This is a genomic window from Brumimicrobium glaciale (assembly GCF_004152935.1).
In the GTDB taxonomy this organism is placed as follows: domain Bacteria; phylum Bacteroidota; class Bacteroidia; order Flavobacteriales_D; family Crocinitomicaceae; genus Brumimicrobium; species Brumimicrobium glaciale.
Window position 1 is genome coordinate 440,306 of sequence record NZ_SETE01000001.1, and the last position, 22,132, is coordinate 462,437.

17 protein-coding genes and 1 tRNA gene are annotated in these 22,132 nt (G+C 34.6%); 9 read left to right on the forward strand and 9 right to left on the reverse strand.

Annotated elements, in window-relative coordinates:
* Positions 1-78: 78 nt before the first annotated feature.
* Both ERX46_RS01745 and ERX46_RS01750 read right to left on the reverse strand, forming a co-directional pair.
* Entirely contained in the window at positions 79-1,341 is a 1,263-nt protein-coding gene (locus ERX46_RS01745) for a site-specific integrase (protein ID WP_130092110.1), read from the reverse strand.
* Between the two features lie 340 nt (positions 1,342-1,681).
* Positions 1,682-1,754, reverse strand: a tRNA-Gln gene (locus ERX46_RS01750).
* A 304-nt stretch (positions 1,755-2,058) separates the two neighbouring features.
* On the opposite strand from ERX46_RS01750, the gene ERX46_RS01755 reads away from it, so the two are divergent.
* The 4 genes from ERX46_RS01755 (at position 2,059) to ERX46_RS01770 (ending at position 9,164) form a co-directional block, all read left to right on the forward strand.
* On the forward strand, positions 2,059-6,063 hold the full coding sequence (locus ERX46_RS01755) for a glycosyltransferase family 117 protein (protein WP_130092111.1): 4,005 nt from the start codon (positions 2,059-2,061) through the stop codon (positions 6,061-6,063).
* A gap of 25 nt (positions 6,064-6,088) precedes the next feature.
* The gene (locus ERX46_RS01760) at positions 6,089-6,670 is read left to right on the forward strand and encodes a polysaccharide deacetylase family protein (protein WP_165366116.1); all 582 of its coding nucleotides are present in this window, start codon (positions 6,089-6,091) and stop codon (positions 6,668-6,670) included.
* 10 nt (positions 6,671-6,680) lie between these two features.
* Positions 6,681-7,736, forward strand: coding sequence for a thiamine-phosphate kinase (gene thiL, locus ERX46_RS01765; protein WP_130092113.1), 1,056 nt, complete (start codon positions 6,681-6,683; stop codon positions 7,734-7,736).
* 444 nt (positions 7,737-8,180) lie between these two features.
* A complete protein-coding gene (locus ERX46_RS01770) occupies positions 8,181-9,164 on the forward strand; it encodes a D-alanine--D-alanine ligase (protein ID WP_130092114.1) in 984 nt (327 codons plus the stop codon).
* A 63-nt stretch (positions 9,165-9,227) separates the two neighbouring features.
* On the opposite strand, the gene ERX46_RS01775 is transcribed toward ERX46_RS01770, so the two are convergent.
* Together ERX46_RS01775 and ERX46_RS01780 are read right to left on the reverse strand one after the other, a co-directional pair.
* Entirely contained in the window at positions 9,228-9,539 is a 312-nt protein-coding gene (locus ERX46_RS01775; RefSeq protein WP_130092115.1) for an SUF system Fe-S cluster assembly protein, read from the reverse strand.
* A gap of 339 nt (positions 9,540-9,878) precedes the next feature.
* Entirely contained in the window at positions 9,879-10,997 is a 1,119-nt protein-coding gene (locus ERX46_RS01780) for a glycosyltransferase family 4 protein (RefSeq protein WP_165366117.1), read from the reverse strand.
* 271 nt (positions 10,998-11,268) lie between these two features.
* On the opposite strand from ERX46_RS01780, the gene ERX46_RS01785 reads away from it, so the two are divergent.
* On the forward strand, positions 11,269-12,660 hold the full coding sequence (locus ERX46_RS01785; protein ID WP_130092117.1) for a pyridoxal phosphate-dependent decarboxylase family protein: 1,392 nt from the start codon (positions 11,269-11,271) through the stop codon (positions 12,658-12,660).
* A 277-nt stretch (positions 12,661-12,937) separates the two neighbouring features.
* On the opposite strand, the gene ERX46_RS01790 is transcribed toward ERX46_RS01785, so the two are convergent.
* Positions 12,938-13,240: an ASCH domain-containing protein gene (locus ERX46_RS01790; RefSeq protein WP_130092118.1), complete on the reverse strand. Its 303-nt coding sequence runs from the start codon at positions 13,238-13,240 to the stop codon at positions 12,938-12,940.
* A gap of 198 nt (positions 13,241-13,438) precedes the next feature.
* Here ERX46_RS01790 and ERX46_RS01795 point away from each other — a divergent pair, with 198 nt between their 5' ends.
* Positions 13,439-14,089, forward strand: coding sequence for a hypothetical protein (locus ERX46_RS01795; protein WP_130092119.1), 651 nt, complete (start codon positions 13,439-13,441; stop codon positions 14,087-14,089).
* A 212-nt stretch (positions 14,090-14,301) separates the two neighbouring features.
* On the opposite strand, the gene ERX46_RS01800 is transcribed toward ERX46_RS01795, so the two are convergent.
* On the reverse strand, positions 14,302-16,749 hold the full coding sequence (locus ERX46_RS01800; RefSeq protein ID WP_130092120.1) for a TonB-dependent receptor: 2,448 nt from the start codon (positions 16,747-16,749) through the stop codon (positions 14,302-14,304).
* 31 nt (positions 16,750-16,780) lie between these two features.
* On the reverse strand, positions 16,781-18,508 hold the full coding sequence (locus ERX46_RS01805; RefSeq protein WP_130092121.1) for an ABC transporter substrate-binding protein: 1,728 nt from the start codon (positions 18,506-18,508) through the stop codon (positions 16,781-16,783).
* Between the two features lie 431 nt (positions 18,509-18,939).
* Here ERX46_RS01805 and mce point away from each other — a divergent pair, with 431 nt between their 5' ends.
* On the forward strand, positions 18,940-19,344 hold the full coding sequence (mce, locus tag ERX46_RS01810) for a methylmalonyl-CoA epimerase (protein WP_130092122.1): 405 nt from the start codon (positions 18,940-18,942) through the stop codon (positions 19,342-19,344).
* On the opposite strand, the gene ERX46_RS01815 is transcribed toward mce, so the two are convergent.
* Positions 19,321-19,947, reverse strand: coding sequence for an HAD family hydrolase (locus ERX46_RS01815; RefSeq protein WP_130092123.1), 627 nt, complete (start codon positions 19,945-19,947; stop codon positions 19,321-19,323). The two genes, mce and ERX46_RS01815, sit on opposite strands and share 24 nt — an antisense overlap.
* A gap of 99 nt (positions 19,948-20,046) precedes the next feature.
* On the reverse strand, positions 20,047-20,682 hold the full coding sequence (locus ERX46_RS01820; protein WP_130092124.1) for a YceI family protein: 636 nt from the start codon (positions 20,680-20,682) through the stop codon (positions 20,047-20,049).
* A 273-nt stretch (positions 20,683-20,955) separates the two neighbouring features.
* Here ERX46_RS01820 and ERX46_RS01825 point away from each other — a divergent pair, with 273 nt between their 5' ends.
* Complete coding sequence (locus ERX46_RS01825; RefSeq protein ID WP_130092125.1) at positions 20,956-21,846, forward strand: cell division protein FtsX; 891 nt, start codon at positions 20,956-20,958, stop codon at positions 21,844-21,846.
* 12 nt (positions 21,847-21,858) lie between these two features.
* Entirely contained in the window at positions 21,859-22,122 is a 264-nt protein-coding gene (locus ERX46_RS01830) for a DUF3098 domain-containing protein (protein ID WP_130092126.1), read from the forward strand.
* The last annotated feature ends 10 nt before the right edge of the window (positions 22,123-22,132 follow it).

The window sequence follows — 22,132 nt, forward strand, 5'->3', positions numbered from 1 at the left end:
GTATATAGTGTGTTATTGTCTTTTTTGGTTAGAAAAGAAAACACCAAGCTGTTAAGCCTGGTGTTTGAGTTATTTGATTTATCCCATTTTTCTTTGATCTGGACTCGCTTCAACTAATTGAGAAAGCTTTGCTTTCAAGTTTTGCATATCTTCAGACACTTTGCTCTCAATGACCTTAGCGTAAATTTGAGTTGTACGAATAGAACTATGGCCAAGCATTGAGCTTACCGTTTCAATAGGTACGCCATTGGATAATGTTATGGTTGTTGCAAAGGTATGACGAGCGATATGCGAGGTAACCTTCTTCTTTATACTGCATATATCTGCAATCTCTTTTAAGTAACCATTATATCTTTGATTGCTGTTTACCGGAAGAAGTCTGTTTTTGTTTAAGCAGTATGGGTGTTCTCTGTACTTCTCTATAATTTCAAGTGCAACTGGTAATAAAGGAACACTTTCTTTTACACCTGTTTTTTTTCGATTTGTTTTCAACCAGGATCCACCATCTATTCCTTTGACGATGGCATCATATTCGAATTCGTAGATATCAGCATATGCGAAACCGGTGTAGCAACAAAAAATGAAAACATCACGTACTTCAGCTAAACGCTTTATAGAGATTTCTTTAAATCTAATTCTATCGACTTCTTCTTGAGTAAGTACTTCCCTTTTAGGTGCAATGTAGCTACATCGGAAGTTTTTAAAAGGGTTTGAAGAAATCCAGTCTAATCCAACTGACATGTTCATTACCGTTTTTAGGTTCTTAATGTACTTGTGTGCTGTGTTTGTATGTAGGTTATCTTGCGTAAGCAGATAATGCTCAAATTCTGTGGCGAAGCGTAAGCGAAGCTCTGACAATGATTTGTCTTTTATTTTGTACTGGTATTTCATAAAGGCTACGACTTTCTTCTTAGTAATTACGTAGCGTGTATAAGTTTTTTTAGCTGTTTGACCTATTTGGACCTTTTCTTCCATTTTGTTGTTGTGGTAGTCTAAAGCGTCTAAGATGGTTTTCTGGGTTGGCTTCTCGTCGACTCCTAGATATTTGTTTTTTATATCTGTGCTTGTAACAGTGTTTCCTTGTGAAACTTCTTGAATGAATATTTGATTAATGTCATTTATGACTTTATCAATATAGGCGTTTAGAAAAAGGGATTTAGAAAAAGAGGGTTTAACTCTTCTTTTTTTCTCATTCCAAGCAGAAGATGGGATGTAGTGAGTGGTGGCAATTTCTGCTCGTTTGAGATCAACTACAATTCTAATGTATAGTTGAACATCTCCATTTTTAGCCTTTTGTTTTTTTGGATAAAACTGAACTTTAAACTTTTGATTCCTTTTCATATCTACGTATTTAAAATGTTGCCAAGTAATGGTTCATTAATAAGTAGAATTGATGCTAGGCCCTGTTGTGTAATGATTTACGGTTTTTTGGTGACCTAAATATTTAAAATATTTAGGTCACCACATAGGTCACCAAAAAACTACTCTGAGAGTGTTTTAAGCTTCAATTCCGGTGACCTAAAATTACTTTAAATTTAGGTCACCACATAGGACACGAGATTTATGTATTCCCTTATGTTTGTTTGTGTTTGTGGTGGTTTGAGAATGTGTTGTATATTCTCTTTTTGATTATATTTGGTGGTATATAACAAAAAAAGACCTCCAAATGGAGGTCTTTTAGTTGTCCCACTAGGTCTCGAACCTAGACTCTTCTGTACCAAAAACAGACGTGTTGCCAATTACACCATGGGACAGCTTTTACTTGCTATCAAACCTATTTGGCTTTCTGCGAGTGCAAATTTATAAACTTTTTATGTAACAGCAAGGGAAGTAGAGATAATTTTTCAATAATTTTTTTTCAATGCTGATATTCAGTGAAATATGTGCTTCTATTTTTCGTTGTTAAGCAGTTGTTGGCTTATATCAGAATCCTATTGGTGGTTTTTGACATATTTCGACTCATTTAAAATCACGATTAGTATTAAATAATATATTTTAGATTTATAATTTAGCTCACAACATGAATATTATTAACTTCGTGCGATTCAAATTTACGCTATGAACTATAAAAAGTTAGACATTTCTATCGGATGGTTGTCGTTTTTAATTGCGACAATCGTTTATTTTATTACAGTTGAAGACACTGCATCATTGTGGGATTGTGGAGAGTATATCACTGCAGCCTACAAGTTGGAAGTCGGTCACCCTCCAGGAGCACCATTCTTTATGCTTATTGGGAGAGTATTCTCTCTTTTCGCAGGATCTGAAGCTGATGTAGCTTTGTGGATTAATAGAATGTCAGCGCTGAGTAGTTCTTTAACTATTCTTTTCTTGTTTTGGTCAATTACTAAATTAGGAAAGAAAATAGCTGAAAAAGACGGTGCTATAATGTCTAAAGGTCAAAAAATCGCTGTTCTGGGATCAGGATTTGTTGGTGCAATGGCTTATACTTTTACTGAATCTTTCTGGTTCTCCGCTGTGGAGGGAGAGGTTTATGCCATGTCATCTTTGTTTACAGCTGTTATTTTTTGGGCTGTATTGAAATGGGATGAGGAAATGACGATGATCACACGTGGTGAATTAAGTCCAGAAGTTCGTCCTTTGAGATGGATGGTTTTGATCATGTTCTTATTTGGATTGGCAATTGGAGTTCACTTGCTAGGATTGCTTGTTATTCCTGCAATTGCGTATGTTATTGCTCATCAAATGAAACCTAAAGTTAATTTCAAAACATTCTTTATCACGGGACTAATTGGAGTAATGGTTCTAGGATTTATCCAAAATGGTATTATTCCTGGAACAATCGCATTGGCTTCTAAAATGGAGATTTTCTTCGTAAACTCTATGGGGTTACCTTTCGGAGTTGGAGCTGCTTTCTTCTTTATTCTTCTTGTAGGTGGTTTAATAGGTGGATTGATTTTTACACGAAAGAAAGGATTTAAACTTGGAAATACGGTTATCCTTGGGTTAATCATGTTGTTTATTGGATATGGATCTTTCGCTACGATAGTAATTCGTTCGAATGCAAATCCGCCATTAGATGAAAATAATCCTGAAAACTTAGTAACACTTCATGCATTCTTGAAACGTGAGCAATACGGTTCATGGCCTTTGTTGTATGGTGAGCATTTTAACTCAAAACCAGCTTCAAACGATAAGTTTAAAGACCGTTCACCAACTTATGACAGAAGATGGGTGGTTTCTACGAACACTGGGACTGAAATTATTTCTTTCAAGGAGAAAGAATTAGCGGAAAACTATATCAAAAATAGTGGACAGAAATATCAAATGGATGAGAAGTATTTTGTGATTAATGCAAATGCACTTAAAAATCAGGTTCCTGTTTATACTCAAAATACCATTTTCCCTAGAATGTTTGTTCGAGGAGATCCGCAAAGAGCTGATGGCTATAGAAGTTGGTCTGGTTATGATTCAAATAGGAAAGTTCCGCCAAGTCAAATTGGTGATGATGGACGACCAGTTCCAACATTCGGTAATAACATGACTTACTTTGTCAATTATCAAGTGAATTGGATGTATTGGAGATATTTCATGTGGAACTTCTCTGGAAGACAGAACGACATTCAAGGACATGGTGATGAATTCCGTGGAAACTGGATTTCCGGATTCAACGTTGTGGATGAAGCAAGATTAGGTGCGCAAGGAGAAAATGCTCCTTTCTATACACAAAGCAATCCTAGTAATACCAAATTCTTCTATATCCCACTTATTTTAGGACTCATTGGAATGTTCTTCCATTTCCTAAAAGCACCAAAAGACGGAATTGTAGTCGGTGTGCTTTTCCTTTTAACCGGATTAGCGATTGTCGTCTATCTGAATCAGAAGACATTTGAGCCGCGTGAACGTGATTATGCTTTCGCAGCCTCATTTTATGTCTTTGCTATTTGGATAGGACTTGGGGTCTATGGTTTATACGAAGCCTTTAGGTCCTTTGCGAAAGATGAATATAAGAAGTTAGGAATCAGCTTTGGTGGACTATTGTTGCTCGGTATAATAATAGACATGGGAGCAAGTCGTGGAATGCCAACAACTGTTTCAATTTTAATAATCGGTGCAATTGGCGGTGGAGCACTACTCGCAATGACCATGTTAAGGAAGATTAATGCACCAAAAGTTGGAGCAGCTGGTTTTGCAATTTTACTTGGTTTGTCAGCACCGTTATTGTTAAGCACGCAAGGATGGGAAGGTCATGATAGAAGTGATCGTTCTCCTGCACGTTCATTGGCTTACAATTATTTAATTGGATGTGGACCAAATTCAATCGTTTATACGAATGGAGATAATGACACATTCCCATTATGGTACTTGCAAGAGGTAGAGGGAATTAGAACTGATATTCGAGTGGCTAACTTATCGTTAATGCAAACGGATTGGTATTCTAACCAAATGAAAATGCGTTCTTATGAATCTGATCCTTTACCAATTAAATTTAGAGAAGATCAAATTTTAATGGGTGCTGGAAATACAGATTATGTTTTATTTGTTGACTATGAAATCTATAAAAGAAGTCTTAGCACTGAAAAAGCAAATGAAATAATTAGTAAAAAGATTGAAGGGAATCCTGCTCAATTTAAATCTGCTTTATCGCAAATTAGAAGAGGTTTAGCTGGAGCAATTACGGCAATGACGCCAAACAATGCGAAGGCTGCTGATGTTCTGCAAAAAGTGAAGGAGGAATTAGAAACTCCACTTGCTAATCCTGGATTTGCAGATTATGAAAGGATTGATTTGATTATTCGAAAAATCTTTAGTGATGTTGGAAATAAAATGATTTCAGCAGATCAAGGTTTACTTACTCAGTTAGAAACCGCTGCAGTTTCATGGACAGAATCATGGGATTACTTGCCATTAGATTACGCAATGGAGTTTGTAAGAGATGATGCGAATATGCTTACGCAACCAGGTGGTAGGACTTTAAGATATTTCCCTTCTTCTGGATTTGTACTTCCTGTAAATATCGAAAACGCTGTGAAAGCCGAAATTATCTCTGAAGAATTTGCAAGTAAAGCAGAATCTGAAATTAGATTTGACTTTAGAAAAGGAGGAATGTTTAGATCTGAGGTTAGAGGTTTAAGCCGTGAACAAGTAATGATGATGGATATTCTTGCTAACTTCGATTGGAAAAGAGGAATTTATTTCTCAAGTCCAGGAGGTTCGGATGTTGCAAAAGCACTTTACGGTCAAGGTTTTGTTCATAATTTTGGTCAGGTTCATGGATTAACTCCATTGAAAGGTAGTATTGCTGATGACTATGTGCGTGAGATTATGTACGATAACATTATCAATAAATATGATTATGCAAACCTTTCTGGTGATGGTGTATTGGTAGATTACTATACACGCCGTCATACTACTCAGTACAGAAATAGCTTTATTGATTTAGTTACGAAATACATAGGTGATTATGAGCGTTCAAAAGGACGTCCAATGAATGATTCTTTGTCCGCTTCATCGAATGAAAAATCTTCTCAATTTTATGCAGATAGAATAGAGGAAATCATTAATCATTCTTTAAAGTACTTACCAATTGATAAAGTTTTAGACTTTGGAGAACCAAGAGCAACTGGTAGAAGACTTCCAAATGGAGATCAAGCTTATTCTGATGGTGCAGTTCCTGATTATATCAAGGCATTGTATCAAGTAGGGAAGAATGAAACTGCTGAAAAGTTAGCAATAGAGTATATGGCACAAATGGAAACAATGATGAATTATTTCCAACACAGTGATGCCCTAATTGCTTATGGAAGTAAGGCCGACTTTATTTCTTTCTCAATGAATTTCTTGCAGGTTTACGCTCAGGTATTTGTTAATTCACCAGATAGTGAGGCGGCAAAATACGGAAATGAGTTAGACCAAAAAATGACAAGAGATGTTGTTGGAGGAATCGTTGAAGAACTAAGAAACAAGGAAGTGAAAGAAACTATTCGTGGTGGAAGAACACGCGTGAGAACAATGGAAAAAGAAGCATTAGAATTTGCTAAACTTTACAATGCTTTGCTTTCTGAAAACGGTTTCCAAAGTGACACAACAGACGGTCAATAAAAGATTACATAAAATACCCAAACTTGTGGCGTGGATTTTTCCGCGCCGCATTTGGTTTGGGACAAATGGAAATGTGTGCTTAACTTTTGATGATGGTCCACATCCTGAAATTACTCCTTGGTTGTTGGATGAATTGAGGTCACATAACATAAAAGCGACATTCTTTTGGCAAGGATGTAATATTGAAAAATATCCTGAATTTTTGAAAAGAGCAATAGATGAAGGACATATTGTTGGTCATCATGGTTTCAATCATCAATCAGGAAAAGAATTATCTTTTGAAGAATTCAAATCGAATTTTGAAAAATCAAGAATGTTGGTAAAGTCAAATCTGTTTCGACCGCCTTATGGTGATTTGAATCGAAAACAAGCCAAATACGCTTTAAATAAAGGCGAAGTTGTGATGTGGAGCTGGATGAGTTATGATTTTGATTCAACTATTTCATCTAAAGAGGTTCTTCAGAAAGCTAAAAATCAAATTCAGAATAGAGATATTTTGATATTTCACGAGAACGAAAAAACAATTCACAGAATTAAAGAAATTATACCTGCCATTATTCAAATTATTCACAATAAAGGGCTTAATTTTGCACTGGTAGAAAAGTAACGATAGTATTATGAGCGAAGAAAAAAGAACATCATTAGAATCAATAGGAGAATTTGGATTGATTGAAGAACTGACAAAGAACTTCAAAAACAAAAGAGCATCCACAATCTATGGTGTAGGAGATGACGCAGCAGTGATCGATAAAGATGGCGAAAACGTAATGCTCGTTTCTACAGATGCATTAGTGGAGGGAATTCACTTCAATTTGATGTACACACCATTGATGCACTTAGGTTATAAGGCTGTCGTGGTAAATCTATCAGACATTTATGCAATGAACGGAACGGCTGAGCAAATCACCGTTACAATCGCCGCTTCGAGTCGTTTTCCTAAGGAGGCACTTGAAGAATTGTACAAAGGAATTGAAAAAGCTTGTGATTTTTATGAAGTTGATTTAGTGGGTGGAGATACAACTTCTTCAGTTTCTGGATTAATGATTTCAATCACAGCAATTGGAACTGCCAAAAAAGAAGATGTTGTTTATAGAAATGGAGGAAAAGAAAATGAATTACTCGTTGTATCAGGAGATTTAGGAGCTGCCTATATGGGGCTTCAGATCTTGGAACGTGAAAGATCTGTTTATAAAGCCAATCCAGATATTCAACCAGATTTAGATGGATACGATTACATTTTAGAAAGACAATTGAAACCAGAAGCAAGAAAAGACATCATTAAATTCTTAAAAGAATTAGATGTTAAACCCACTTCAATGATTGATATTTCTGATGGATTAGCCTCTGAATTGTTTCATTTATGTAGCCAATCTAAATTAGGAGCGGTTATTTATGATGAAAAATTACCAATCGATACATCCGTTTCTACAACTGCAATAGATTTCGATATCTCCCCAACAACTTGTGTGCTAAACGGAGGAGAGGATTACGAATTATTGTTCTCTATCAAACAAGAAGACTTCGATAAAATCAAAGGAAATCCGCACATGACAGTGATCGGTCATTATACAGCGAAGGATTCAGGTTTGTATTTGGTGGATAAACAAGGTTCTGCAATTAAATTAAAAGCGCAAGGTTGGAATCACTTTAATGGAGAAGGGGGGGATTTATAATTGATAATTAACAATTGATAATTGTTTTTCGCGGTTTGTTATTCGCTGTGTTGGAACGCGGATGAAGCGGGCCTTCGACAGGCTTAGTCACCGAAGAGTAATCCGTTGACTGAGCCTGTCGAAGGCAATGAAGAGACAAGGGTAAATATATTGAAAAGACTAGAAATAATATACAAATAATTAGGTTTCATCTTAGAATGCTCAGTCACCCTTTTATAAGCGCGGATTAACAAGGGTTTTTAAATTATGCTGTTTTTTAAATCCGTGTAAAATCAGCGTTCGAAGATCTGTGTCATCCTGATTAAAATGCGGACAAGATTCCGCGTTCCATTGAACCATGTAGCGATCATGGTTGTTATAGATTAAACATTTCAATGCTGATAACTTCCATCATTCCTGCTCAATTTAAGCTTGTTTTTTCACGTACTTCGTAAAAACTAGAGCATGATAAACGTAGGAATCTTTTGTGGTGGATATTCATCTGAATTCGAAATATCTATTAAAAGCGCAAGTACTATTTTGGAGAATCTTCCGAAAGAGGAATACAATGCTTTTTTAGTGCGTGTAACTGAAGAGGGTTGGTTTGCTGATTACCAAGGTGAATCAGCTGAAGTTTCTCCGATCAATTTTACCTTCACATTGAAAAATGGAGAGGAAATTAAAATTGATTTATCACATGTTTACATTCACGGTGATCCTGGAGAAAATGGAAAACTACAGGCTTATTTTGAAATGAAGAACATGCCTTTCATTAACAGTAGCGCGCTTTCTTCTGAGCTTTCATTCGATAAATGGTTTTGTAATCAATTTTTAAGAGGATTTGATATTAAAGTAGCAGAATCACAGTTGCTATTAAAAGATACATCATATTCAACTAAAGAAATTGGTGAACGGTTGGGTTATCCTTTATTCGTAAAACCAGCAGATTCAGGTTCAAGTTATGGGATTTCAAAAGTGTATGCACATGAATATTTGCAAAAAGCAATTGATGCCGCATTTGCTGAAGGAAACACTGTTGTATGCGAAGCGTTTTTGAAAGGAACGGAAGTTACATGTGGAGTTTACCGCAACGATAATGGAGTTATTCCTTTACCATGTACAGAAATTGTATCAGAATCTGATTTCTTTGATTACGAAGCAAAATATTTAGGAAAATCTCAAGAAATAACTCCGGCAAGAATTAGCGACGAACTCACTAAGAAAACGCAAGATTTGACAGTGATGATTTATCAATTACTTCAAATGCGTTCATTAGCAAGAGTTGATTTTATGATTGTTGATGATGTGCCTTATGTCATTGAAGTCAACACAACTCCAGGTTTTTCATCAGAATCTTTAGTCCCAAAAATGCTAAAATGTGCTGAAATTTCAATACATGATTTCTGGAAAGAAATTTATGCCTTCGAAAGAAAACAGTTCGGGCTGTAGCTTTTATTTAATAGGTATGGACGTTTTGTGGGTTGGCGGCTGAGCGTAGCCGAAGCCCCACCCCTACAAAAATCCCAATTCCAACTTTGCTTCTTCACTCATCATTGTCTGATCCCAAGATGGATCAAAAACGATATTTACTTTCGCTGATTTTACTCCTTCAACTGATGCAATTTTATCTTCAACCTCTTTTGGTAGAGACTCTGCCACAGGACAGTTCGGAGAAGTTAGTGTCATTTCAACCTCAACCGATTGGTCACTATTGATTTTAACTTCATAAATTAATCCTAATTCATAAACATCTACAGGGATCTCCGGATCGTAAATAGTTTTGATTACATCAATTATCGTATTCTCTAATGCAATGTTTCCCATCTTTTTATTTTTTACAAAGATATTGTTTGTTTTACAGATAAATGGCAAAACGATCTTCTTTTTTAGAAAGATTATAAATAAGGGGGTGACAATTGATAATTGTCAATTGATAATTGACGATTATCTGTTAATATGATAGAGTTTGATTTCTAACTCGCCATTTGCAAGTTAAATTGTTTAATAGAGTCACGTTGGATTTGTTGATTGTTTTTTAGAGTGAAAAGATTGGGAGAATGTTAATTAAAAATGATAATATCATTTCACATTACTGTGATCTGAACAAAACTTCCCGTCTCTTCAATTATCAATTATCAATTATCAATTATCAATTATCAATTATCAATTATCAATTATTTTCCCAATCGCCAACCACAAATCCCTTGCGGTATAATCCCAAGAAAAATCTTTTGCTCTTTCCAATCCTTTTTCAATTAAAGAATTGCGAAGTTTTTCATCACTCAAAAGTAAATGGAGCTGTGATTGAATAGATTCAACAGAATATGGATCACAATACAAAACTGCATCACCACCAATTTCTGGAAGAGATGTTTTATTTCCTGCTAAAATTGGAACTCCTGATTGCATTGCTTCAACCAATGGGATCCCGAAACCTTCAAAATAACTCACAAAAGCCAAACAAGTTGCACTTCCCATTATTTCAGCAAGATCATTTATGGAAACATGCCCTGTGAAATGAATAAATTCTTTCATTTCAGGTTCTAATTCAATGGCTTCGCTGTTCCACATAGGTTCGCCTACCAACAATAAATGATGCGGAATCTTTTCGTCTTTTTTAAGCTTTTTGTACGCTTCAATTAACCGCTGAACATTCTTTCGTTTATGAATTGCACCAACAAAAACTATATATGGTTTTCCTTCAGTATGTTTTTCGCGAATTTCCTGCTTTATACTTTCTTCAATTACTTTGTAGAGTGGAGAAACACCATTATAGGTTACATCAATTTTATCAGCCGAAATACCGTAAGTTTCCATGATATCTTTCTTCGAGAAATTGGAAACAGTACAAATTCTAGCCGCCTTTTTAGCAAATAAAGGAAATCTTTTCTTGAAGAATTTCAGAACATCTTTTGGAACATCTTGCGGATTATGTTCAAAATTTAAGTCATGAATAACCGCCAATTGTGGAAGTTCAGCTCTTAAAGAAAGATAACCATCAGGAGAAACAAAAATATCGCACTCGTACTTTTTTAAAGCACGTGTAATCGAGTAATCAAACCAAATCTTCTGTAAAATAGTATGTCTAGCTGGAGGATGAACAATTACAGGAGTTATATTATCTGAAAAAATGAATTTTTCATCAAATGGACGATCAAAAAAGAAAATGAATTCGTGCTCAGGATGCTGCTGAGTTATTCTCAACATTGTTTCATAGGTGTACCACCCAAAACCCTCCATTTTGTTTTTTAACAAAAACCTTGTGTTTACGCCTATTTTCATAAATTCAGTTGGCAAAGATATTAATATTCTATTAATGCGGTATCCTGTATGCTGTTGCAAAATAGCATTTAAATAAGGTAAATGTATAGTCAATTGGTATTTCGTCCGAAACGTCATTCAACAACAAAACATATTGTCTTTTATTTAAACTAAAAACAGTACTTTTGTACATTATTTTAGTGAGAACCGTTTAACGATTTAAAATTCGTTTCCGAGGACTTTATAAAGCATTGGTATTTATAAAGTTCTCATCGAAACAGCATAAAGTATTATGGAAGAAGCATTAGCAGTTTTTCAATCTATCGCATCAGAGTTATTAGCCGACGAGAAAGTTAATTCTGTTGTAGATTATATTCCTGCAGACCAATTGTTTGATAAACTAGATCTTTCACTTATCGATCAACCGATCGATGATGAAACGCACCTAAGAAAGTTGAAAGAATTGGTGATGGCAACTCCTAGAACTGCAACGAATGCTTTCTTTAATCAACTATATGGTGGAAGAAATGAAAAAGCTGTGCTGGGTGAGTTATTGGCTGTTTTGCTCAATAACAGCATGTATACTTACAAAGCTGCTGGAGCACAGGTGGGTGTAGAAAAAATTGTATTACGCAAAGTTTGTGAAATAATTGGTTGGAACGAAAACGCAGATGGAACATTCGCTACTGGCGGATCGATGACGAATTTCATGTCTATGTTGATGGCAAGAGACGCTTTCAATAGTAAAATACGTTTCGAAGGAGTTCAACAAAAAATGACGGTTTATACTTCAATTGAATCTCATTATAGTATTCCTAAAAACGCCTCATTTGCAGGAATAGGAAGGAATAATGTGCGTTATATCCCAGTTAATAAAGTAGGGGAGATGATTCCTGCAGATTTAGATACAGCAATTGCAAAAGATATCGCTGATGGTTTCCATCCAGTTATGGTAAATGCTACCGCTGGAACAACTGTCTTAGGAGCTTTTGATAACGTTGAAGCAATAAACGAAGTATGTAAAAAATACAATGTTTGGATGCACGTTGACGGCGCATATTGTGGTTCAGTTATCTTTAGTGAAAAATATAAACACCATTTAAAAGGTCTTGAAAATGTTGATTCATTTAGTTTCAACGCGCACAAAATGATTGGAACGCCATTAACGTGTTCTTTAATCGTTGTTAAAGACAAGAAAAATCTCAGAAATTCATTTGCAAATGAGGCTGAATATCTTTTCCAATCAGATGAAGATGATTTCAACCCAGGAAAAACTTCATTGCAATGCGGCAGAAGAAACGATGCTTTAAAATTCTGGACACTATGGAAAAGTGTTGGAACAAAAGGACTAGAAAAAATCGTTGATCACCAATTTGATTTGGCTGATACCGCAAGAGATTATGTAAGAAATCATCCCGATTATAAATTGTACAGCTTCGAAGATTCAATTTCCGTATGCTTCAATTACAAAAACATCTCAGCCAAAGACATCTGTGCAAAATTATACGAACACGCGGAATTAATGGTGGGATACGGAGCTTTTCAAGAAGACGAATTCATCAGATTTGTAACTATAAATGCTCAAAATAGCAATGAAGATATTCTACTTTTCTTTAAGAAATTAGAAGGTTTCGTAGCCGAACACTTTAATGAATTGAAAATTGAAAAGTTAGGAATTAATTAATGATCAATTAATGTTTAATGTTTATGGTTTAATGTTTAACGGGTTTTGCGCTGGACGGTTTTTTAAATTGTAGTGTTTATTAGTAAACTCAATTTCTACACAGTAGAAATTCAATATCCAACCACGTTAAACATTAATAATTTACAATTAAACATTAAAACAAAACCACGTTTAACCCTTAAACATTAAAACAAAACCACGTTTAACATTAATTAATAATTAACCCTTAAACATTAAAAAAACCACTCCTAACGCGTTAACCATTAATAATTTACAATTAAACATTAAATAAAACCACCGTCACTTCATCTTCCAACCCAATATCAGGATAAAACCGTTGCATTTGTTCCCACATATCTTGGTGATTTTTAAATCCATCATTCTCTAAATCCTCCCTTTTCACGTTCTCCAATCGCGTATAATAAACCATAACAACATCAACAATCTGTTGACGATTAGTTTCCACACTTTCAAACAATAATTCACCCAAAGCAATATCTCTTCGCCCCTTCCGAATCGTAGTTACTTTGCCTTTCTCTAAAGCATCAAATATGTCCTCGTATAATGTTAGTTTTTGCATTTTTATTGGATCTTCAAGTTCTTTATATCCTAAATATAATGTAAACGATTTAATAATCGAATAGATTCCCGTACTTACTTCATTCTCTTTTTCTTCTTTGCGCTTCCTTCGTAATTCCTAATAACGCTGACGAGAGTTTTTAATTCGTGGTTTCCTATCCAACGTTTTTTCTTAATTTCACATTCCAATCAATTATATATGAAATCGTTTTTCTTGTTTCTATTTTTCTGTCTATTATCCAGTTCAGCTTATACACAAGATAACTCAATTATGTTTCACGGCAGTAAAATCGAAATTCCTGAAGGATTCTCAGAGTTGTCAGCAAAAGAATTAGCTGCTTTTAAAACCAAAATATTCAACCGTCCAATAATGAAGGTTTATGAAAAAAGAAACGATCCTTCTGATCTGGAACGAATTATCATTTATTTCGATTCTCTACAAGGAACAAAAAACTTGAAGTTTGAACAACTCGTTAAAATTAAGCTTGGAGTAATTAAAGAAAGTAATATTGTATTCAATGAAGTGAAAGTTGATCCAATAAATCATTATGTTTCTGGCAAGTCAATAGTGACCGGAGACACCTCAATGTTTGGTTTTTCAGTTGACGAATATGGGATAATGGGATTTCAATTCGATAAATCAACAGGAATCAATGAATCAACCAAAGAGCAGTTTGAAAACATTCTAAAATCTACAAAACATAAATCTCCATATAAATACATTCCACGAGAAATCCCTGAAGCTGAAGATGCTAAAAAAGACGAGGAAATTAGTGGGTGGTTTATGGCTCTTGGCTTTGCAGCAATGGTATTGGTTTGGTTCGTTAGAAAATATGCAAGAAACAAGTGAACAATTGATAATTACGATTGTGGAAATATCGTTTAAGCCATCGTTAATTATAAAGCTCCTTATCTCAACAATTTAGAATTACGTTACCACGAGTTTTAGACCCATATATCTAATTCTTAATTATTTACTCTTCTTTGCGTCCTATACGATTCCTTAGCATCTTAGCGGTTAAAAACCCCTTAATCACTTCGCAGCAGAGATTCTTATAATTCTTAGTTCTTATAATTTTTCTTCGAAAAACTAAAATCTATTTTATAATAAAAAATCGGCAAGAATCCCAATTGATAACGTTGTGCAATAGGCTCTGCTGTTGGGTCAGTTAAACTAGGTGCATAACTCAACGCTAAAATATTTTCAGTATTCAGAATATTCACCAGGTCCAAACCAATCTCATGTGTCAACTTTTCAGTATTCAGCACATACGTTAACTTCAAATCCAATCTGAAATAATCTTTAAATTGACGCGTGTTGAAAAGAGAATCTTTAAACACCAATTCGCTATTGATTTCTGTTTGTGTAACATCAACATAACCATATCTTCTTCCTCCAGCAGCAGTGACTTTAAATCCTGCAGAAATCATATTTCTATCATTGATTTTAAACTCTTTTCCCGCCAGGAAATTCACAGCATAATTTCCGTTGAAATCTGTATTTCGCTCAACTCCGTCACTTCCCTTGTATTTAGATTCGAAAAGTGAACCCGTAGCTAAGAAATAGAAAGATTTATTGAAATATTTCTGCAATGTTAATTCTACACCATAGTTTCTACCTGTTCCTTCATTGACTAATTCGTCAGGGAAGAATCTTTGGAATCCGGATCCTTGATTAATCAAGCTGAAAGACGAAGAATACATATTCACTGGAATATTATACAAATGCTGGTAATAAACTTCTGTCTTTAAAGTCAGACTATTCTTGAAGTTCTTTTGATATCCAAGTGCACTGTGAAAACTCTTCGTGAAATCCATGTCTTCATTCAATCTGCGTAAATCTCCATCCGTATCCACTTGCTGATAAGTATATTGATAAGTTGGTTGCATTTGTGAGTGTAAACCAGCTCCAGCGCTAAATTGGTTACCGTTTTTTAATCTCAGTTGCCAACCCAAACGCGGTTCAACATAACTCCAACTGTCACTTAAAGAATAGTACTGACTGTGAACACCAGCCGTGAAATCCATTCTTTCGTTAATTTTCCATTTGTATTGAACAAAAGGTTGAATTAACGCACTGTAACCTTCAAAATCATGTCTTTTTATGAAATAGGTATGAGAAACATCTAATGCGGAATCAACATTTTTCATTAAATATCCGTCCACATTTATTCCTGCTCTTATAATATTTCTGTTGTTCACTTTGTGATTTACACTTGCATAAAGTGCCGTTTTATAAGTTTGGAATTTATATCCCATCAACTGATAAATAGAATCTGTTCGAATTTCGTAACTCTCAACACCACCAACTATACTTGTATCTATGCTTCTCTCCAAAAAGTCATGACGAGACCTCTGTTGATCATAAGTTTGAGCAATTGTCGCTTTAAAGAAAGTGTTTCGAGAAATAGGTTTTTTATAGCTCACTCCCAAAACACCCATCGCAGTTCCAAAATATTGATCTCTGTCTCCCTCTCCAAATGCTTCTTCTGAGATTTCTTTCTGATCTGAAATTTTAATCGCTATATCAGATGCACCACCTATCGCAAAAACTCCAATGTGTCCGCCTTTTTTCAATGGAAATGACAATTTTACTGCTCCATCACCATAAGTAGGCACTGCATCAGTTCCAATTCGAATATTCATCGCCTGAAAAATACTTAAAGTACTGTATCGTCCCATTACCAAATAACTAGAACGTTTGTCACGGTTGATTGGGCCTTCAGCTAGAACTTCTGTTCCTAGAAACCCAAACTGACCAGTAAATTCATGTTTATCTGGGTTTCCATTTCTTAAACGTAAATCAAAAACTCCAGAAATTGAATTCCCATAATCTGCTGGAAATGCCGACATAAAAAAGTCAGAATTAGCCAGTATTTTATTGTTTAAAATAGCAACTGGTCCACCTGTAGAACCCGACGTAGCAAAGTGATTTGGATTGGGTAAATCAATTCCTTCAACTTTCCATAATAATCCAATTGGAGAATTTCCTCTCACTACGATATCGTTTCTTGAGTCATCAGCCCCTTGAACTCCAGCAAAATTACTCGCCATTCTTGCGGGATCACCTCTAGAACCTGCATAACGTTCTGTTTCCTCAACACTGAATTGACGAGCCGAAATAGTCGCCATTTCATTGTTTACTTGACCCACTTTTTTACCAATAATATTCACTTCTTCAGTGGTTACAATATCTTCATTCAACTTAACATTAACAATGCTTTCTCTTCCAGAGTTTACGGTAACCGTGTTTGAAGTATTCAAATATGAAATATAACTAGCCGTTAATTCATATTTTCCAATTGGAACGTTTTGAAAGTTATATAAACCATCCAAATCCGTCATGTTTCGCAGAATAACACTAGAATCAGATGATATCAAAACTAATTTAGCTCCAATTAATGGGTATTGTGATTCAGAATCAACAACGCTACCTTTTAGAGTTTGCGAAATTTGACCAAATAGTGGCAGTGAAACCAGAGCGAGTATTAAGAGTAGATACTTTATCATAGTATTTTATTTGTGAGTAAAAATAGACAAATTATTGTTTTTCTTTGGTTTCCCATTCTTTTTTTGACCAATCCTTTAGATATACATTTTTGAATGAGTAACTATTCATTTTGTTGAGCTTTAGGTTGCGCACTTTAGAATAAATGATTTTTATAGTTTCCTCATACCATAAAATAATGAAAGGTGAATCGTCCATTAAAATCGTTTCAGCTTCAGCAAAAAATCGATAACGCTCAACTATTTCTGGACTTATTTTTCCCTGTTCAAATAAAGCATCGAAATTATCATTCTGATAACGTGAATAATTTGTCATGGATGGTTGTGAAGAATCTCCAGGAACAGTTTTCCCATAAGCAGTCATTAAAAAGCTTTCTGGACTATTGTACTCAGCAAACCAAGAAGAACGAAATAAATCTCCTTTTGCGAATTTTTGATCTTCTAATTTCTCTTCAAAAGTCACGCCTTCCAATTTTATATCAATATTTAAAGTCTGTTTCAATTGGCTTGCAATTTCTATTGCTACATCAGAATGTATTGTTCCTAAATTATATTTCAAATGTATAATTGGAAAATCTTTACCGTTAGGATAACCTGCTTGAGCCATTAATCTTTTTGCTTTTTCAGGTTCAAATGTATATCCATGTTGACCTACATTTTCAGATTTATAACCATTAAATGCCATTGGTGGAATTATTCCTCCATCACCTTTCTTGAAAGCTTGGTAATTTAAAATGTTCGAAATTATTGCTCCACGATCAATTGCGTAATTAAAAGCTTTTCTTACCCTAACGTCTTTAAATTCAGGTTTCAATAAGTTGAAATAGTAATATTGAGTAGCCAATAAAGGCTTTCTAACTAAAATGAATTTTGGAGGCGTGCCATTGAAATCTTCAATTTGTCCTTCGCCCAACATTTTAGACACTTTTTCTGGCGGTAACCCTTCAATTAGATGAATTTCTCCGCGTTCAAACATTTCTAGTTGTTCAGTTCTTTGCCCTTCAACTTTCATTATTAAAGTGTCTAAATAAGGCAAGGCAAGGCCATTGTTATCTTTGCCATAATAATTTTCATTCCTAGCCAAGACAATTTCTTCTCGGTTATTCTTTATGCGGGTTCCTGAATAAGTAAAAGGTCCAGTGCCAATCAATTCGTTTTCTAATCCAGCCTCAATAGCTTTTTTTGAAACAATTAAAGCAGCAGTTTGAGTAAGTTTATTTACAAAATTAACATCGCGTTCAAGTAATTTCATTTCTAAAGTATTCCCGCGAAATTTCAATCCTGAAATGTGATCTGCTTCCTTGTTATAAAATTTGTCAGCACCTTCTAAAAGTCCTCTAAAAATTGAATAATATGCGCTGCTGGCCTCGGTTTTGTTTTGTTTACAGGCCAATTCAATACTGTAAACTACATCTTCTGCAGTAAACTTGTTTTTTCCTTCAATGGAAGGATGTCTATGGAAATACACATTGTCTCGCAATTCAAAACTTATTGTTTTACCATCAGCCGAAATTGTCCAATCTTTTGCGAGTCCAGCTCTTGTTTCTAAAGATTTTGGATCGAGTTCCACCAATCCTTCATAAACTTGATTAAGTAAAGTGGAAGAATAAAGATCCGTCACATACCTGGGAATTAAAGTGGATGGAGCGTTGTTTATTGCAAAATTGAATGTTCCACCTGCATATTTGAACTTCTTTTTCTTAGAAATATCACCGCAAGAACTAAAAGCAACAAGCAATAAGATAATTAGTAAATTCCTCATTTGAAAATAAGTAATGTGTGTTTTATTTGGTTTAAGCAAAGGATAATAAAAATAAATACAACACCGAATTTAAAATAATAATTTCATTTCCTACCCCATAAAGGCTTTATTTAATCTACAAACGACTATTCAAATTGAACCAATCCCAACGAAACCAGCTAGCCACCGAACCATTCATCCAACTAACTCCATCAACCAAACCAGCCATCCACCCAAAACAAATCTGCGAAAACCACACCCCACCTCAGCCCAACTACCTCCACCCAAAAAACAAATCTGCGAAATCCGCGAAATCTGCGGGAAAACCAACCCCACCCAACCCCACCCAACCCAACTCATCCCAACCACCTCCACCCAAAACAAATCTGCGAAATCCGCGAAAATCTGCGGGAAACATATTAACTTAGAAACCAAATATCTCAATTCACAACATGAACAAAATAGAACACATAGGCATCGCAATTAAAGACATGGACAGTGCCATCAAAATATACGAGCAATTACTAAACACAAAATGTTATAAAGTAGAAAACGTAGAATCAGAAGGAGTGAAGACGGCTTTCTTCAAGATCGGAGACTCTAAAATAGAACTCCTAGAAGCAACAAACCCTGAAAGTCCAATTGCAAAATTTATAGAAAAACGAGGCGTTGGAATGCACCATATTGCTTTTGATGTAACGGATATCGAATCAGAAATTGAAAGACTTTTATCACAAGATTTCCAACTGATTCAGAAAACACCAAAAAATGGAGCTGATAATAAAAAAATAGCCTTTTTACATCCAAAATCAACAGCTGGACTATTAGTTGAATTATGCCAAGAGCGAACGGACTAACCTTATTACGTTGTCGTTTTTTACATCCAAATGATGCGCTTGAATTCCAATAGACTTTGCGCCTTCAATATGCTGCATTGAATCGTCGATAAATAATGTCTCTTTCGGATCAAAACCTTCTTTGTTGCAGAGTGTTTCAAAAATCTCTGCATCTGGTTTTCTCATTCCCATTGCGCAACTAAAATACAATTCTTTAAAGTAATTAGAAAGCGATGATTCTCCATAAACTTCATTGAGTTGCTTATGGAAAAATTCTAAATGAATAGTGTTCGTATTGCTTAACAAAACAGTATTGTATTCTGATTTAAGCTCCATCAAGAAATCTAATCTTTCTTTGGGTAAATCCAATAACATTGCGTTCCAAGCATTAATAATAACTTCATCTGTTGTTGATTCAGGTAAATAGTTTTTTATTCCACTAATAAATTCCTCACCACTGATCTCTCCTTTTTCTAATTGATTAAACAAGTCCGTTTGATTGGCTTGTGTGTATAGACTTTGAAAATCTTGATTTCCCAGTTCAGTAAATGCATCAATAGTGAGTTGGTAATTTAAATTCAATAAAACTCCGCCTAAGTCGAATATGATATTCTTAATTTTCATGTTGTTTGTTTAAAAGACAAATGGTGCAAATACAATTATAAACAAAAAAAGGGCAAACATTTTACTGCTTGCCCTTTTCAATATTCTAATAATCAAAGATTATTTCTTCATTAACTCAGCATGAAGTTTGAATTCTATTTCTGTTGAAACAGCTCCTTCTTCAGGTTTCTCTGGATTAACTGTCATTCCTTTCATTTCTGCATCACCGAAATCAATAGAGAAATCACCTTTCATAGTCATACCTTTATCGTTCGTTTCAATTTTAATTGGAACTGTTCTGATCATTTCAACACCACCAACAATAAGCATTAACTTAGCGTTTCCTTCAATATACTCCATTACTTTTACATCAGTAACAGCATATTTATCAATATTGAAGAAGTCTTCATTTGCAAGGTGACCTTGTAATTTTGGTTTTCCACTTGCTTCGTCAAGATCCTGTACATCAATAGTTTTCATGTCAACTGTGAAGTGACCATTAAATTTTTCACCATCTTGAAGCATTGTTCCATCAGTGATTTTTACAACACCATTGTGGCTATTTCCATCGTTTTGTCCTCCTATCCATGAACCAGCCCATTCAATTTTGCTGTTTTCTTGGTCAAGTTGGTACTCTGCAACAACTACCTCTTCTTTTTTATCTGCATCGATAGCACCATCAGTACTTTCTGCTCCTCCACATGACGTAAAAGTTAATGCTGCAAAAGCCAATACTCCGTAAATTACTTTTTTCATATTCTCTCTTTTAATAAATTTAATTTGCAAATGTAATAAAATTTTAGGTACCAAGGTATGTAAATCGTTAAGCGTATCGTTATCAGTTGTTAATATTTCAAAATTGTGAATTAGTTTTAGTAATTCGCTTAATAATTAAGTTGTTATTATAGAAAATAATTATAAAAATGAACGCATATTCTAAAGAATTGAATGTTTAATGCGTTTTTTAGAAGAGTTTATCACTTCACTATTATATGATTTCTGAAAAATCTTCCTAAATTCGTGGGTTAAATGGGAAAAGATATTGAAAAATATGGGAGAAGAGGTCTGCAGTCAGGCTATCTCTCCGTGGTAGTCGGAATTTCACTAGTACTCTTTATGCTGGGACTTGTTTTGGGTGCCTACTTTGGATTGGAGCATACTCAAAATGCGGCCAAAGAAAATATTGAAATTGATTTATTTTTCAACCCTGAGTTGAACGATTCTGATATTAAACTCATTGAACAAGAACTTAAAGGTTGGGAGAATATCAAATCTGTTTGGTTTGTTTCGCCAGAACGTGCGTTGGAGGTTTTTCAATCAAACGAAGTGGAAGCCAATGAAATTAAAGCAATATTCAATGATAAAAGTCCTTTTCCCCCTTCTGTTTCTTTCAATCCTATTGGAAGTATAGTTGATAAACAAGGATTAGATGCAATCAAGCAAAAAATTCTTTCCACTTACCCTGAACAGGTTGCTGAGGTGAATTATGATGAAAACAGAGTTGCACAAGTAAATCTTGGATTTCTACAATGGATTTATTTATTCGTTGCAATTGGAGTTTTACTTACTGTTATTGCTTTTGCAATGATTAACAATACTATTCGATTAGCACTTTATTCAAAACGTTTCACCATTAAAACAATGCAATTAGTAGGGGCAAAATCAGGATTTATTAGGAAACCATTTCTATGGAATTCGATTATACAAGGATTTTTATCTGCAATAATTGGAATGTCATTGCTGATGGCTGTTTTCTTCGCTTTAAAACGTTACATGGAAATCGTGAGCTCAACTTATAACTTTGAAACATTTTTGTTACTTTTCGGAGTTCTAATTTGTTTAGGTGTTCTAATTAGTCTACTTTCAACTTGGTTTGCATTAAATAAATACCTTAGAAAAAGACTAGATAACTTATACTAGAATATATTCATTATGGAAAAAGAAAAAACGAAATTCCTCTTCAATAAATCAAATTATACGCTCCTTATTATTGGTGTGGTATTGAATGTTGTAGGTTTTTTATTGATGATCGGAGGTGCCGCAGAAAATTTAGATGATTTTAATGCAGATGAATTGTTTTCACCTGTAAGATTAACTGTTGCACCAATATTAATTTTACTGGGTTACATAGTGATCATTTTTAGTATCATGAAAAAGCCGAAAATTACAAAGGACCCAAATTCAACGGAGAATTAAATTCCTTTAT

Coding starts and splice junctions, on each gene's coding strand:
- mce (WP_130092122.1), top strand. CDS start 18,940: ATGAACAAAATAGAACACATAGGCATCGCAATTAAAGACATGGACAGT.
- ERX46_RS01790 (WP_130092118.1), bottom strand. CDS start 13,240: ATGCAAAAACTAACATTATACGAGGACATATTTGATGCTTTAGAGAAA.
- ERX46_RS01820 (WP_130092124.1), bottom strand. CDS start 20,682: ATGAAAAAAGTAATTTACGGAGTATTGGCTTTTGCAGCATTAACTTTT.
- thiL (WP_130092113.1), top strand. CDS start 6,681: ATGAGCGAAGAAAAAAGAACATCATTAGAATCAATAGGAGAATTTGGA.
- ERX46_RS01800 (WP_130092120.1), bottom strand. CDS start 16,749: ATGATAAAGTATCTACTCTTAATACTCGCTCTGGTTTCACTGCCACTA.
- ERX46_RS01780 (WP_165366117.1), bottom strand. CDS start 10,997: ATGAAAATAGGCGTAAACACAAGGTTTTTGTTAAAAAACAAAATGGAG.
- ERX46_RS01775 (WP_130092115.1), bottom strand. CDS start 9,539: ATGGGAAACATTGCATTAGAGAATACGATAATTGATGTAATCAAAACT.
- ERX46_RS01785 (WP_130092117.1), top strand. CDS start 11,269: ATGGAAGAAGCATTAGCAGTTTTTCAATCTATCGCATCAGAGTTATTA.
- ERX46_RS01755 (WP_130092111.1), top strand. CDS start 2,059: ATGAACTATAAAAAGTTAGACATTTCTATCGGATGGTTGTCGTTTTTA.
- ERX46_RS01770 (WP_130092114.1), top strand. CDS start 8,181: ATGATAAACGTAGGAATCTTTTGTGGTGGATATTCATCTGAATTCGAA.
- ERX46_RS01830 (WP_130092126.1), top strand. CDS start 21,859: ATGGAAAAAGAAAAAACGAAATTCCTCTTCAATAAATCAAATTATACG.
- ERX46_RS01825 (WP_130092125.1), top strand. CDS start 20,956: ATGGGAAAAGATATTGAAAAATATGGGAGAAGAGGTCTGCAGTCAGGC.
- ERX46_RS01805 (WP_130092121.1), bottom strand. CDS start 18,508: ATGAGGAATTTACTAATTATCTTATTGCTTGTTGCTTTTAGTTCTTGC.
- ERX46_RS01795 (WP_130092119.1), top strand. CDS start 13,439: ATGAAATCGTTTTTCTTGTTTCTATTTTTCTGTCTATTATCCAGTTCA.
- ERX46_RS01815 (WP_130092123.1), bottom strand. CDS start 19,947: ATGAAAATTAAGAATATCATATTCGACTTAGGCGGAGTTTTATTGAAT.
- ERX46_RS01745 (WP_130092110.1), bottom strand. CDS start 1,341: ATGAAAAGGAATCAAAAGTTTAAAGTTCAGTTTTATCCAAAAAAACAA.